This window comes from Micromonospora sp. NPDC047738, from assembly GCF_040642675.1.
Classification (GTDB): Bacteria; Actinomycetota; Actinomycetes; order Mycobacteriales; family Micromonosporaceae; genus Micromonospora.
On the sequence record NZ_JBEYSO010000003.1, the window covers coordinates 398,572 to 411,249 of the forward strand.

Sequence of the window (12,678 nt, forward strand, 5' to 3'; positions counted from 1 at the left end):
CGCCGCCCCGCGCCGGCCCGCCGCCTGAGAGGATCACCGGGTGAGTCCGGACACCCCTGATCCTGAGCGGGCCGCCGACCATGCCGGCGCGCCCGACGCCGCCGCACGTCCGTCCGGCGGACCGGAGCCTTCCTCCCGACCCGAGCCGGCCACCGACCAGCCGGCGGACACGTCCGACGGGGCCCGGCCGGCCGACGCCGTGACCGCGCCCGGCGCGGACCCGCTCGCCGGGCATCCGGGCGTGGTCGGTGCCGAGCCCCGGGAGACCCCGGTGGCCGCCGGCGGCGGTGGCCGGCTCAACGTGGTCCGGACCACCCTCGCCGCCGCGGTCCTGCTGGCCGTGCTGGGCGCGCCCCTCGGGCTGCTCTGGGCAGGGGTGGCGCCCGGCACCCCGGTGCAGAAGACCGCCGGCGGCGCCATCTACGCCACCCCGCAGCCGGAGCAGCCGATCGCCGCCGACGGCTGGTTCAGCCTGCTCGGGCTCGGCTTCGGGGTGCTCGCCGCGATCGCGCTGTGGCTCCTGCTGCGCGGCCGGCGCGGCCCGGTCGGCCTGCTCGCCGGGACCCTCGGCGGCCTCGGCGCCGCACTGGCGGCCTGGCAGGTCGGCCGCCGGATCGGGCTCGGCACCTACCACCGGCTGCTGGCCACCGCGCCGGACGGGACGGTCTTCACCAAGCCCGCCGACCTGCGGGCCGGCGGGATCGACTGGTTGCTCGGGCTGCTGCCCGTGCCGTACGGCAACCTGCTGCTGCCCGCGTTCGGCGCGGCCGTGACGTACACCCTGCTGGCCGGCTGGTCGCGCTGGCCGTCGCTGCGCCCGGAGCCGGAGCTGGACGGCGACTGGCCGCCGGGCGGCCCGGAGCTCAGTTCGGCACCGGGGGACCCGCCAGCTCGCTGAGCGGCACCGGCACCGCCCGGACCTCGCGCAGCAGCGCCGTCTCCCGGTGGAGCAGTTGAAGCTCGGCCCGGAGCCGGGCGGCGGTGTCGTCGATGGCGAGCAGCCGCTGCCGGTCGGCGACGGTCAGCGCGGCGGTCGCGGCGACCAGGTGCGACAGCACGGTGGGATCCTCCGGCAGTTGCTCGGAGATCTCCTGCGGGTCCGGCCGGATCAGCCCGAGATACTGCCGGAAGACCGAGATCACCCGGGCGGCCAGCAGGTCGGCTACCTCGTCGGTGCCGGCCGGCTCGGGCAGCCACTCCACCTCGGCGGTCAGGTACGGCGTGGCGCCCGCGTCGACGCCGGCGATGCGGAACCGCCGCCGGCCCACGGTGACGATGTCGAATCCGCCGTCGGCCAGCTCGGTGACCTGCCGCAGCTCTGCGGTGCAGCCCACCTCGTGCAGCGTGACCTGCCCGCCGCCGAGGGTCGGCCGGCCCGGCGGCCCGGCGGCGACCTCCCAGCCGGCCTGGATCGCCACCACCCCGAACTCCCGGGGCGCGCCCTCCGGCAGCCCGACCAGGTGGCGCACCAGCGCCCGGTAGCGCTCCTCGAAGATGTGCAGCGGCAGGACCAGCCCAGGGAACAGGACCGTCCCGAGCGGGAACACCGGCAGCCGTGCGGTCACGCGTCCGAGGGTAGTCGGACCGGGCACCATCCCGCGTGTCCCGGCTCACCGTCCCGGCCTGCGGGCGGCGCGGGTCGGCTCCGGGGCGGCGGCCTAGACTCGCAAGGGTGCTGAACCGGATCGACCTGCGTGGCGTCGTGCGCGACCCGCGCCGGCTGCTGCCCCGTGCCCAGCTCGACGTCTCGGTGGCCGTCGAGAGGATCCGCCCCCTGGTGGAGGCGGTCCGGGAGCATGGGTACCCGGCGATCCGGGAGGCAAGTGTTCGGTTCGACGGCATCTCCCCCGAGCGCCTGCGGGTGCCGGTGGAGACGATCCGCACGGCGGAGGCCGGCCTCGACCCCCAGGTGCGCGCCGCCCTGCTGGAGTCCATCACCCGGGCCCGCAAGGTCCACGCCGACCAGCGCCGCGCCGACCACACCACCCAGGTGGTGCCGGGCGGCACGGTGACCGAGCGCTGGGTGCCGGTCGACCGGGTCGGCCTGTACGTCCCGGGCGGCCTGGCCATGTATCCGTCGACCGTGGTGATGAACGTCGTCCCCGCCCAGGCGGCCGGGGTCCGCTCGCTGGTGGTGGTGAGCCCGCCGCAGAAGGACAACGGCGGCCTGCCCGACCAGCGGGTCCTCGCGGCCTGCGCGCTGCTCGGCGTCGACGAGGTCTACGCGGTCGGTGGCGCCCAGGCGGTGGCCATGCTCGCGTACGGCGCGACCGTCGACCCGGACGGCGCCGAGCGCTGCGGGCCGGTTGACATGATCACCGGCCCGGGCAACATCTGGGTCACCGCCGCGAAGCGGCTGCTGCGCGGCGTGGTCGGCATCGACGCCGAGGCCGGCCCGACCGAGATCGCCATCCTGGCCGACGACACCGCCGACCCGGTGCACGTCGCCGCCGACCTGATCAGCCAGGCCGAGCACGACCCCCTGGCGGCGAGCGTGCTGGTCACGCCGTCGGTGGCGCTCGCCGACGCGGTCGACGCGGAGCTGGCCCGGCAGGTGCCGGCGGCCAAGCACGCCGAGCGGATCGGCACCGCGCTGCGCGGGGAGCAGAGCGGGGTGGTCCTGGTCGACGACCTCGAGGCGGGGCTGCGGGTGGTCGACGCGTACGCGGCCGAGCACCTGGAGATCCAGACCGCGCAGGCCCGCGAGTGGGCGATGCGGGTGCGCAACGCCGGGGCGATCTTCGTCGGCGCCTGGTCGCCGGTGTCGCTCGGCGACTACTGCGCCGGTTCCAACCACGTGCTGCCCACCGGCGGCTGCGCGCGGCACTCGTCCGGCCTGTCCGTGCAGTCCTTCCTGCGCGGCATCCACCTCGTGGAATACAGCCAGGAGGCGCTGCGCGAGGTGGCTCCGCACGTGGTCACCCTGGCCACCGTCGAGGACCTGCCGGCCCACGGCCAGGCGGTCAGCGCGCGCTTCCCGGGGGACGACTCGTGAGCGAGCGCAGCGAGCTCAGCCCGCACCGGCCGCCGGCCGGCCCCGAGCGAAGCGAGGCAGCGGCATGAGTGGGCTTGACGATCTGCCGATCCGTGACGACCTGCGGGGCCTGCGGCCGTACGGCGCGCCGCAGCTCGACGTGCCGGTCCGGCTGAACACCAACGAGAACTCCTACCCGGTGCCCGAGCCGGTGGTGGACGCCATCGCCAAGGCCCTCGCGGCCGAGCTGCGCGACCTCAACCGCTACCCGGACCGGGACGCGGTCGCGCTCCGCGCCGACCTGGCGGCGTACCTGGGCCACGGGCTCACCGTCGACCAGGTGTGGGCGGCCAACGGCTCCAACGAGGTCCAGCAGCAGCTGCTCCAGGCGTTCGGCGGCCCGGGGCGCAGCGCGCTCGGCTTCACCCCGGCGTACTCGATGCATCCGCTGCTCGCGCTCGGCACCGGCACCGGTTGGATCCCGGCCGCCCGCGGCGTCGACTTCGGCCTCACCGCCGACGAGGCGGTCGCCCAGGTCCGGGCGCACCGGCCCGACGTGGTCTTCCTCTGCTCGCCGAACAACCCGACCGGCACCGCGCTGGACCCGGCCGTGGTCGCCGCGGTGCTCGACGAGGCGCCCGGCATGGTGATCGTGGACGAGGCGTACGCCGAGTTCGCCCGGCCCGGCACGGTGAGCGCGCTGGCCGTGCTGCCCGACCACCCGCGGCTGGTGGTCACCCGGACCATGAGCAAGGCGTTCGGGTTCGCCGGCGGGCGGCTCGGCTACCTGGCCGCCGACCCGGCCGTGGTGCAGGCGGTGCAGCTCGTCCGGCTGCCGTACCACCTCTCCGCGCTCACCCAGGCCGCCGCCCGCGCGGCCCTGGCGCATCGCGACGCCCTGCTCGGCACGGTCGCCGCGATCATGGAGCAGCGCGACCGGATCGTCGCCGAGCTGCGGGCCCGCGACCACCGGGTCGCCGACAGCGACGCCAACTTCGTGCTCTTCGAGGTGGGCGGTGACCAGGCGGCCGCCTGGCGCACCCTGCTCGACGCCGGTGTGCTGGTCCGCGACGTCGGCCTGCCCGGCTGGCTGCGGGTCACCGCCGGCACCCCCGCCGAGACCGACGCCTTCCTCGCCGCGATGGAGAAGCTCTCGTGAGCGCGCGGGAAGTGCGGCGCAAGAGCCCCGCAGTCGCGACCGAGAGGCAGGCAATGAGGCGCACCGCCCGGGTGGAGCGGATCACCAAGGAGACGAAGGTCCTCGTCGAGATCGACCTCGACGGCACCGGCAAGGCCGACATCGAGACGGGTGTCGGCTTCTACGACCACATGCTCCACCAGATCGCCCGGCACGGCGGCTTCGACCTGACCGTGCACACCGTTGGCGATCTGGAGATCGACGCCCACCACACCATGGAGGACACCGCGCTCGCCCTGGGCGCCGCGGTCGACCAGGCGTTGGGGGACAAGGCCGGCATCCGGCGGTACGGCTCGGCCACCGTGCCGATGGACGAGGTCCTGGTCCGGGCCGCGGTCGACCTCTCCGGCCGGCCGTACGTGGTGCACGACGAGCCGCCGCTCGCCCCGTACATCGGCCCGGTCTACCCGACCAGCATGACCCGGCACATCTGGGAGTCGTTCGGCCAGGCGGCCCGGATCACCCTGCACGTGGACGTGCTGCGGGCGGCCCGTCCCGGCGGCCACCCGGACGCCCACCACGTGGTCGAGGCCCAGTTCAAGGCGGTGTCCCGGGCGTTGCGCGAGGCCACCGCGATCGACCCGCGCAACGCCGGGGCGATCCCGAGCACGAAGGGCGCACTCTGATGGGGGCGGCGTTGCCGACGCTGCTGCTGATCCTGGCCGGGGTGCTGGTCGGCGGGACGTGGTCGCTCTACCGTCAGGGCGCGCCGCGCGGCGCCGTGGTGATCACCGGGCTGCTCGCCGCCCTCGCCACCGCCGGCGGGCTGCTCTGGCTGCTACCCGGGGACGGCGCATGAGCGAGCGACAGCGAGCGAAGCGGATCGTGGTGCTCGACTACGGCTCGGGCAACCTGCGGTCGGCCGAGCGCGCCCTGGAGCGGGCCGGTGCGGACGTCACCGTGACCGACGACCTGACCGCCGCCGCCGAGGCGGACGGCCTGGTGGTGCCGGGTGTCGGCGCGTACGCCGCCTGTATGGCCGGGATCGAGGCGCTCAGCGCCGGCCCGGTCATCGCCGAGCGGGTGGCAGCCGGCCGCCCGGTGCTGGGCATCTGCGTAGGGATGCAGGTGCTCTTCGAGCACGGCGACGAGCACGGCGTGGTGACCAAGGGGCTCGGGCTGCTGCCCGGCGGGGTGACCCGGCTGCCCGCCGAGCGGTTGCCGCACATGGGCTGGAACACCGTCCGCCCGCCGGCGGGCTCGGTGCTCTTCGCCGGCCTGCCGGCCGACGCCCGGTTCTACTTCGTCCACTCGTACGGGGTGACGGACACCGCCGGGCTGGCCGCGGCCGGGGCGACGGTGACCATCGCCGAGCACGGGACCGAGTTCGTCGCGGCTGTGGAGCGGGGTCCGCTGGCGGCGGCCCAGTTCCACCCGGAGAAGTCGGCCGACACCGGCGCCACCCTGCTGCGCAACTGGCTCGCGACCCTGTGAGCGCGAGGAGTGGGCCGGGTTTGCGAGCCCCGCGGTCGCGAGCGGCGGTGGACCGGTGAGCAAGGAGCGGGCCCGCCGCCGGGAAGCCCGCGAGGCGCAACTGGAGGCCGAGCGTGCCGTCCGCCGCCGCCGGGTGGCCCGCCGGGAGCGGCGGCGCGCCCTGGTCCGCCGGTTGACGCCGCAGCTGCGGCGCGGCCGGACCGGCCGGCTGAGGCGGCACACCCGGGGCGAGCGGGCGGCGATCGTGCTGCTCACCGGGGTTGCGCTGGCCGGCATCTGGGCTTTCGTGGACGACCTGGCGCTGCGGCTGGCGTTGGTCGTGTTGTTGCTGCTGGTGCTGCCGGCGATCGTGGTGATCGCCCTGGACCGTCGTACCTGATGCGAGGAGAAGTGCTGTGAGCCTCACCCTGTTGCCCGCTGTGGACGTCGCCGACGGTCGGGCCGTCCGGCTCGTGCAGGGCGCCGCCGGCAGCGAGACCGCGTACGGCGACCCGCTGGAGGCGGCCCTCGCCTGGCAGTCCGACGGTGCGGAGTGGATCCACCTGGTCGACCTGGACGCCGCGTTCGGCCGGGGCACCAACGCGCACCTGCTCGCCGAGGTGGTCCGGCAGCTCGATGTGAAGGTCGAGCTCTCCGGCGGGATCCGGGACGACGAGTCGCTGCAGGCGGCGCTGGGCACCGGGGCGGCCCGGGTCAACATCGGCACCGCCGCGCTGGAGGACCCGCAGTGGTGCGACCGGATCTGCGGCGAGTACGGCGACCGGGTGGCGATCGGGCTGGACGTGCGCGGCCGTACGCTCTCCGCGCGGGGCTGGACCCGCGACGGCGGTGACCTGTGGGAGGTGCTGGAGCGGCTGGACAAGGCCGGCGCCTCCCGGTACGTGGTCACCGACATCACCAAGGACGGCACCATGCGCGGGCCGAACCTGGACCTGCTGCGCGAGGTCTGCTCCCGCACCGACGCGCCGGTGATCGCCTCCGGCGGCGTCTCCACCCTGGACGACCTGCGCGCCCTGGCCGCCCTGGAGCCGGTGGGCGTGGAGGGCGTGATCGCCGGCAAGGCGCTCTACGCCGGGGCGTTCACCGTCGCCGAGGCGCTGGCCACGCTGCGGACAGCGGCGTGACCTCCCCGGTCGTCACCCGCCTCGGCTCGGGTGGGCCGTGGGAGGCCCGGTTCGGCTATTCGCGGGTGGTCCGGGTCGGGAACCTGGCCATCACCGCCGGCTGCACGTCGATGGTCGACGGGCAGGTGGCGCACGTGGGGGACGCCGCGGCCCAGACCGCGCAGGCGCTGCGGATCGGCCTGGACGCACTCGCCGAGGTGGGCGCCGAGCCGGCCGACGTGATCCGGACCCGGATGTACGTGACCGACCGGCGCCACGCCGACGAGGTCGGCCGGGCCCACAACGCGGTGTTCGGGGCGGTCCGCCCGGTGGCGACGATGGTCGTGGTGGCCGGGCTGATCGACCCGGAGCAGCTGGTCGAGGTGGAGCTGGAGGCGTACCTCTCCTCATGAGCACCAACCGCGAGATCCACCTGGCCTCCCGCCCGCAGGGCTGGCCGACCGCCGACAACTTCCGCCTCGTGGAGACCGAGGTGCCCACCCCGGGCCCTGGGCAGCTGGTGGTCCGCAACCGGTTCATCTCGGTCGACCCGTACATGCGCGGCCGGATGAACGACGTCAAGTCGTACGTGCCGCCGTTCGCCCTCGACGCCCCGCTCGACGGCGGCGCCGTCGGCGAGGTGGTGGCCAGCGAGGCCGACGGGTTCGCCCCCGGCGACACCGTGCTGCACGGCCTCGGTTGGCGCGAGTACGCGCTGGTCGACGCGAAGGCCGCCCGCCAGGTCGACCCGAACCTCGCCCCGCTGAGCGCCTACCTGGGCGTGCTCGGCATGACCGGGCTGACCGCGTACGCCGGCCTGCTCGACGTGGCCGCCATGAAGCCCGGCGAGACCGTCTTCGTCTCCGGCGCGGCCGGTGCGGTGGGCAGCATGGTCGGCCAGATCGCCAAGCTGCGCGGCGCGGCCCGGGTGGTCGGCAGCGCCGGCTCGCCGGCCAAGGTCGAGCGGCTCAGGTCGCTCGGCTTCGACGCCGCCTTCGACTACCACGACGGCCCGGTCCGGGACGCCCTGCGGGCCGCCGCGCCCGACGGTGTCGACGTGTACTTCGACAACGTCGGCGGCGAGCACCTGGAGGCCGCGATCGGGGCGATGAACCTGCACGGCCGGGCCGCGATCTGCGGCATGATCGCCCAGTACAACGCCACCGAGCCGCCCGCCGCGCCGCGCAACCTGGCGCTGTTGATCGGCAAGCGGCTCACCCTGCGCGGCTTCCTGGTCGGCGACCACGGTCACCTGCGCGAGCAGTTCGTCCAGGAGACGGCCGGCTGGCTGCGCGCCGGGAAGATCGCGTACGACGAGACGGTGGTCGACGGCATCGAGCACGCCCCGGCGGCGTTCCTCGGCATGCTGCGCGGCGAGAACCTGGGCAAGATGCTGGTCCGGCTGTGAGGCAGGACGGGGCCCCCGCACAAGGGCTCCGGTAGTGGAGGGTCCCGGCCGTGGCCGGCCTCACAGGCTAACCGTTTGATATCGATGATCAGTGATCATAGGTTGGCCTGTGTGGAACGTTTCGGCTTTCCGAGGCCGGGAAGCGTGTCGGTGTTCACCCCGTGGCGTATCACGTTTGGGTTGGCTCGGGGAGGGTTCCGGTGGTGTGGGTCGGCGGTAGGGCCGGTTTTTGTGGATCGGTGTTGAGTCGGTGAGCGGGAAGCTGCGGCTGGCCGAGGGTGAGGCGGCCCGGACCGCGTGTGCCCGTGCTGTGCTGCGCGCGGGGGTGGACGAGGCAACCGGCGAGGTCCTGTCTCCGGCGGTGTTGGCGCAACGTATTGGTTGGTGTGCTGATCTGGTGGCGGGCATGGTGGCCGCGCTGGTCGGTGAGCATTGGAACCGCGTGGATGTGGGGGTGTTGGCCGGCGGGGTGGATGCGGGTGGGCGGCGGTTGCCGTCGAACGCGTGGATGGCGTTACGGCGGCTGGGGTGGGCGGTCGCCCCGCCTGGGGGTGTGAGGGTCAATGATCGGGTCGTGCGGATGGCGCAGGAGCAGGCGGGGCGTGCGCTGCGTTCGGCGGCGTGGCGTGCCGAGGTGACGGCCGGGGTCCTGTCGACGTGGCCGGCCGATCCGTGCAAGCGCACCCCCGCCGAGTGGGATCAGGTTCGGGCCTCGATCCCCGGCGGAGAGCATCTGCCGTCCAGCGTCATCAAGTCCCGTACCCGGCAGGCTGCCACGTTCGTCAAGGTCAACGGTCGGCTGCCGGTGGACGTGTTCGAGCTCGAAGGCGTCCCGAGGATCGGGCGGATGTTGCTGTTGGCCGCGTGTGATCGGCAGCAGGCCACCATCGAGCGCTGCGACACCGACCCGGCCAGGGCGCTGCTGCGGCTGCAGTTGCCCTCACGACCGGATCCGCAGACGTACCGGGACTGGACGTGGGTCGAGTGTCCGATCCGGCTGCCGTCCACGGTTGCTGCCTTGGCGGTGCTGCACCTGCCCACCCTCCGCGTCACCGACGGCAAGGTCCGCGCCGACCTGGCATACACGCACCCGGTGCCGAAAGCCGCCCGAGTCGGTCACACGATGGCGGTCGGTGTGGATTGGGGCCTCAACACGCTCCTCAGCGCGGGTGCCCTGCGACTGGGAAAGGATGGGCGGATCACGGCGTTGGGGGCTGGCGGCCAGTTCCGGGCCGCTGGGGTCCTGGCCAAGCAGCACCGCCTGCGGCGCCACAGTGAGCGGCTGCACGCGAAGGCCGACCACTACGCGCGGCTGCTCGGCGGCCGCCCGGACGAGCATCTGGGAGCGAAACACGAGGTGCTGGCCGGCGAGATCCGCCAGGTGTCCGCCCGCCGCCAAAACTTGAACGACGCGCTCGCGTGGGCTGCCGCCCGCTGGACGGTGGACCAGGCGATCGCCGCCGCGGCGTCCGTCATCTACCTGGAAGACCTGCGGTCGATGGAAGCGCGGGGCATGGGCGCCACCCGCAACACCCGCCTGTCCCAGCAGGTCCGCGGAAAGATCAGCGACCGGATGCGGCACCTCGCCGCCGAGCACGGGATCGCCGTCGTCACCGTCCCCGCCCGCAACACGTCCAAGCACTGCCCGCAATGTTTGACCCCGCTGCAGCACCGCAAAGCCCCCGACCGGCCCACCACACCCGGGTGGAAGTGGGCCATCTGCCCCAACCAGTCCTGCCGCTGGCAGGGCGACCGCGACCACGGCGCCTGGCGGCGCATCGCCGCCCGCGGCCTCACCCACCAGGCCAAAACCATCACCGACAAGACCACCGGCGCCATGGTGATCCGCACGGTTGTCGACGAGCTCGAGGCCAGCGCCGTCGTCACCCCGAGCTCCCATGCCAGCCGGGGGGACCGGTCGAAGGCCGGCCCCACCCGGCCCCGCACCCCACGCCCCGCGCCCAGGCGACGCAGGGCACCCTCCCCCACCCGGCCCCACAGCCGGGCGGGAAAGCGTCCGGAGGGACACGCACCAACGGACCGGAGGCTGCCCCGCGCAGCCCACCGACACCAGGGCGTGAACACGATCAGCACACCCACCACCACCGGCCACCGGCCACGCGGAGCCGCACTGGGCGCGGGATTCCATCTCCACGTCCATGCATCTCCACCACGGTGGGAAACGATCCCGGAAACTCAATCCGGCTCAGGATCGCTAAGCTGATCAGGGACGCTGGCCGCTGGCGGAAACGGGGAAGGATAGGCTCGCGACATGACGGTGGCGGTACGGGTGATCCCCTGTCTGGACGTGGATGCCGGACGGGTGGTCAAGGGGGTCAACTTCGCCGACCTCCGGGATGCCGGCGACCCGGTCGAGCTGGCGGCCGCGTACGACCGGGCCGGCGCGGACGAGCTGACCTTCCTCGACGTCACCGCGTCCGTCAGCGACCGGGGGACCATGCTCGACGTGGTCCGGCGCACCGCCGAGTCGGTCTTCATCCCGCTCACCGTCGGCGGCGGCGTACGCACGGTCGCCGACGTCGACACGCTGCTGCGGGCGGGCGCGGACAAGGTCGGCGTGAACACCGCCGCGATCGCCCGGCCGGAGCTGATCGCCGAGATCGCCGACCGGTTCGGCCGGCAGGTGCTGGTGCTCTCCCTCGACGTGCGGCGGGCGCCGGACGGCGCCACGCCGAGCGGCTTCGAGGTGACCACCCACGGCGGCCGCCGGGGCACCGGCCTCGACGCGGTCGAGTGGGCCCGGCGCGGCGCCGAGCTGGGTGCGGGGGAGATCCTGCTCAACTCGATGGACGCCGACGGGACCAAGGCCGGCTTCGACCTGCCGCTGATCCAGGCCGTCCGGGCGGCCGTCGACGTGCCGGTGATCGCGAGCGGCGGGGCCGGCGCGGTGGCGCACTTCCCGCCGGCGATCGGCGCGGGCGCCGACGCGGTGCTCGCGGCCAGCGTCTTCCACTTCGGCGAGCTGACCGTCGGCGAGGTCAAGGACGCCCTGCGCACCGCCGGCCACCCGGTCCGCTGATCCACCCACCGGCCCGCCCTGACCGGACCCGGGTCGCCGCGCTGGCGGTGTCGTGCCGGCCCGGACACCGCCAGGTCGCCGAGCTGGCGGTGTCGTGCCGGTCCGGATGCCGCCAGGTCGCCTAGCTGGCGGTGTCGTGCGGGTCCGGATGCCGCCCGGGTCGCCGAGCTGGCGCGGCCAGACGGGGCGGCGTGCTCAGGGGCGGCCGGAGTGGCCCTCGGGGGAACGGCGCGGCATCGGGATCGACCGGACCACGTACTCCTGGACGGCGGCGGCGTGGTCGTCCTCGGCGAGGCTCCAGTCGGACGTGCCCGGCGTGTGTCGGCGGGTCAGCACGCCTTGCACGGTGTCGACGGTGGTCCCCAGCCCGGCGCTCGGCCGGGTGCGCCACAGCCGCTCGCCGTCCGGGGTGATCCGGAACCAGCCGTCGGATACGGTGACCAGGCCCGCGCCGAGGAGCCGGCGGACGGCGCCCTCGACCTCGTCCCGCTCTGGGATGGACCGGTTGAGGTGGTCGGCGGTGGAGAGGACGTCAGCCAGGCGGACACCCTCCGGGCGCCGGGTGGTGGCCGCCCGGCGATGCCGTCCGGCACCGCTCGCGATCACCAGCGAGACGAAGATCCAGGCGTCGGTCCAGCGCCATCCGTTCTCCCCCATGAACGAATGATGCCCGGCGTTGCCGGCGGAGAAAACACCTGGTTTCGACGCCGGCCGTCGGCGCAGCTCAGCCGGGGTGCGGTCCGGCCCATCCGGTGGCCGTCGGCGTGGCCGGGGTGGCACCGCGTGGTGACCCCGGCTCAGGCCGCCTCGCCGGCCGGGCGCGGCGTGGGGCCCACCGCCGGCTCCACGGCGGGGCCCTCCGACTGCTGCGGGGGCACCGCGAAGAGCGGGATGAACAACTGGGCGAGCGGCCCGATGGCGAGCGCGTACGCGACCGTGCCGACGCCGACCGTGCCGCCGAGCAGCCAGCCCAGCGCCAGCACGGTCACCTCGATGACGGTCCGGACCAGCCGGATGGAGCGGCCGGGGCGGCGGGCGACGTACCCGGTCATCAGGCCGTCGCGCGGGCCGGGGCCGAAGGCCGCCCCGAGGTAGAGCCCGGTGGCCGCGCCGTTGGCGACGATCCCGACGACCAGCAGGCAGATCCGCAGCGGCAGGCCGCCGCCGGCCGGCACCAGGGCCAGGGTGGCGTCCACCACCAGCCCGATCACCACCACGTTGCTGACCGTGCCGAGGCCGGGGCGTTGCCGCAGCGGGATCCACAGCAGCAGCACCAGGGCGCCGACCGCGATGGTGACCGTGCCGAAGGAGAGCCCGGTCTGCCGGGCGAGGCCCTGGTGGAACACGTCCCACGGGTCGAGGCCGAGGCCGGACCGGATCATCAGGGCCATGCTGACGCCGTAGAGCGTGAGCCCGGCGTAGAGCTGGGTCAGTCGCCGGGCGGGCCGGTACCGGAAATTGCCAATCGGTGCCATGCATGCCACCCTAGGGTCCAATCTCGCCCGCGACAGAGCCAATTCC

At 74.4% G+C, this 12,678-nt stretch carries 15 protein-coding genes; 12 read left to right on the forward strand and 3 right to left on the reverse strand.

Annotated elements, in window-relative coordinates:
- The first annotated feature begins 40 nt into the window (after positions 1 to 40).
- Positions 41 to 898 carry a DUF2567 domain-containing protein gene (locus ABZ783_RS07990; RefSeq protein WP_357435205.1) on the forward strand — a complete coding sequence of 286 codons (858 nt, stop codon included), beginning with the start codon at positions 41 to 43 and terminating at the stop codon, positions 896 to 898.
- On the opposite strand, the gene ABZ783_RS07995 is transcribed toward ABZ783_RS07990, so the two are convergent.
- Positions 864 to 1,565, reverse strand: a complete 702-nt coding sequence (locus tag ABZ783_RS07995) for an LON peptidase substrate-binding domain-containing protein (RefSeq protein ID WP_357435207.1) — start codon at positions 1,563 to 1,565, stop codon at positions 864 to 866. The two genes, ABZ783_RS07990 and ABZ783_RS07995, sit on opposite strands and share 35 nt — an antisense overlap.
- Before the next feature lie 107 nt (positions 1,566 to 1,672).
- On the opposite strand from ABZ783_RS07995, the gene hisD reads away from it, so the two are divergent.
- The 11 genes from hisD to hisF all read left to right on the forward strand — a co-directional run bounded on the left by hisD (position 1,673) and on the right by hisF (position 11,157).
- Complete coding sequence (hisD, locus tag ABZ783_RS08000) at positions 1,673 to 2,995, forward strand: histidinol dehydrogenase (RefSeq protein WP_357435208.1); 1,323 nt, start codon at positions 1,673 to 1,675, stop codon at positions 2,993 to 2,995.
- Between the two features lie 64 nt (positions 2,996 to 3,059).
- Positions 3,060 to 4,133, forward strand: coding sequence for a histidinol-phosphate transaminase (locus ABZ783_RS08005; RefSeq protein WP_357435209.1), 1,074 nt, complete (start codon positions 3,060 to 3,062; stop codon positions 4,131 to 4,133).
- Positions 4,134 to 4,186: 53 nt separating this feature from the next.
- The gene (hisB, locus tag ABZ783_RS08010) at positions 4,187 to 4,798 is read left to right on the forward strand and encodes an imidazoleglycerol-phosphate dehydratase HisB (RefSeq protein ID WP_357435210.1); all 612 of its coding nucleotides are present in this window, start codon (positions 4,187 to 4,189) and stop codon (positions 4,796 to 4,798) included.
- Entirely contained in the window at positions 4,798 to 4,971 is a 174-nt protein-coding gene (locus ABZ783_RS08015) for a hypothetical protein (protein ID WP_198940227.1), read from the forward strand. Before hisB ends, ABZ783_RS08015 begins: the two co-directional genes overlap by 1 nt.
- A complete protein-coding gene (gene hisH / locus ABZ783_RS08020) occupies positions 4,968 to 5,606 on the forward strand; it encodes an imidazole glycerol phosphate synthase subunit HisH (RefSeq protein ID WP_357435212.1) in 639 nt (212 codons plus the stop codon). The genes ABZ783_RS08015 and hisH overlap by 4 nt, the downstream gene beginning before the upstream one ends.
- A gap of 55 nt (positions 5,607 to 5,661) precedes the next feature.
- The gene (locus tag ABZ783_RS08025; RefSeq protein WP_357435214.1) at positions 5,662 to 5,985 is read left to right on the forward strand and encodes a hypothetical protein; all 324 of its coding nucleotides are present in this window, start codon (positions 5,662 to 5,664) and stop codon (positions 5,983 to 5,985) included.
- Positions 5,986 to 6,001: 16 nt separating this feature from the next.
- Positions 6,002 to 6,730, forward strand: a complete 729-nt coding sequence (gene priA, locus ABZ783_RS08030) for a bifunctional 1-(5-phosphoribosyl)-5-((5-phosphoribosylamino)methylideneamino)imidazole-4-carboxamide isomerase/phosphoribosylanthranilate isomerase PriA (RefSeq protein WP_357435216.1) — start codon at positions 6,002 to 6,004, stop codon at positions 6,728 to 6,730.
- Complete coding sequence (locus tag ABZ783_RS08035) at positions 6,727 to 7,122, forward strand: RidA family protein (RefSeq protein WP_357435218.1); 396 nt, start codon at positions 6,727 to 6,729, stop codon at positions 7,120 to 7,122. Before priA ends, ABZ783_RS08035 begins: the two co-directional genes overlap by 4 nt.
- Positions 7,119 to 8,117, forward strand: coding sequence for an NADP-dependent oxidoreductase (locus tag ABZ783_RS08040; RefSeq protein WP_357435219.1), 999 nt, complete (start codon positions 7,119 to 7,121; stop codon positions 8,115 to 8,117). Before ABZ783_RS08035 ends, ABZ783_RS08040 begins: the two co-directional genes overlap by 4 nt.
- Positions 8,118 to 8,367: 250 nt before the next feature.
- Positions 8,368 to 10,341, forward strand: coding sequence for a zinc ribbon domain-containing protein (locus ABZ783_RS08045; protein WP_357435220.1), 1,974 nt, complete (start codon positions 8,368 to 8,370; stop codon positions 10,339 to 10,341).
- Between the two features lie 48 nt (positions 10,342 to 10,389).
- On the forward strand, positions 10,390 to 11,157 hold the full coding sequence (gene hisF, locus ABZ783_RS08050) for an imidazole glycerol phosphate synthase subunit HisF (protein WP_357435222.1): 768 nt from the start codon (positions 10,390 to 10,392) through the stop codon (positions 11,155 to 11,157).
- Positions 11,158 to 11,352: 195 nt separating this feature from the next.
- Here hisF and ABZ783_RS08055 read toward each other — a convergent pair whose 3' ends face one another.
- A complete protein-coding gene (locus ABZ783_RS08055) occupies positions 11,353 to 11,814 on the reverse strand; it encodes a hypothetical protein (RefSeq protein ID WP_357435224.1) in 462 nt (153 codons plus the stop codon).
- Positions 11,815 to 11,954: 140 nt separating this feature from the next.
- Complete coding sequence (locus tag ABZ783_RS08060; RefSeq protein ID WP_357435225.1) at positions 11,955 to 12,632, reverse strand: hypothetical protein; 678 nt, start codon at positions 12,630 to 12,632, stop codon at positions 11,955 to 11,957.
- Positions 12,633 to 12,678: the final 46 nt, after the last annotated feature.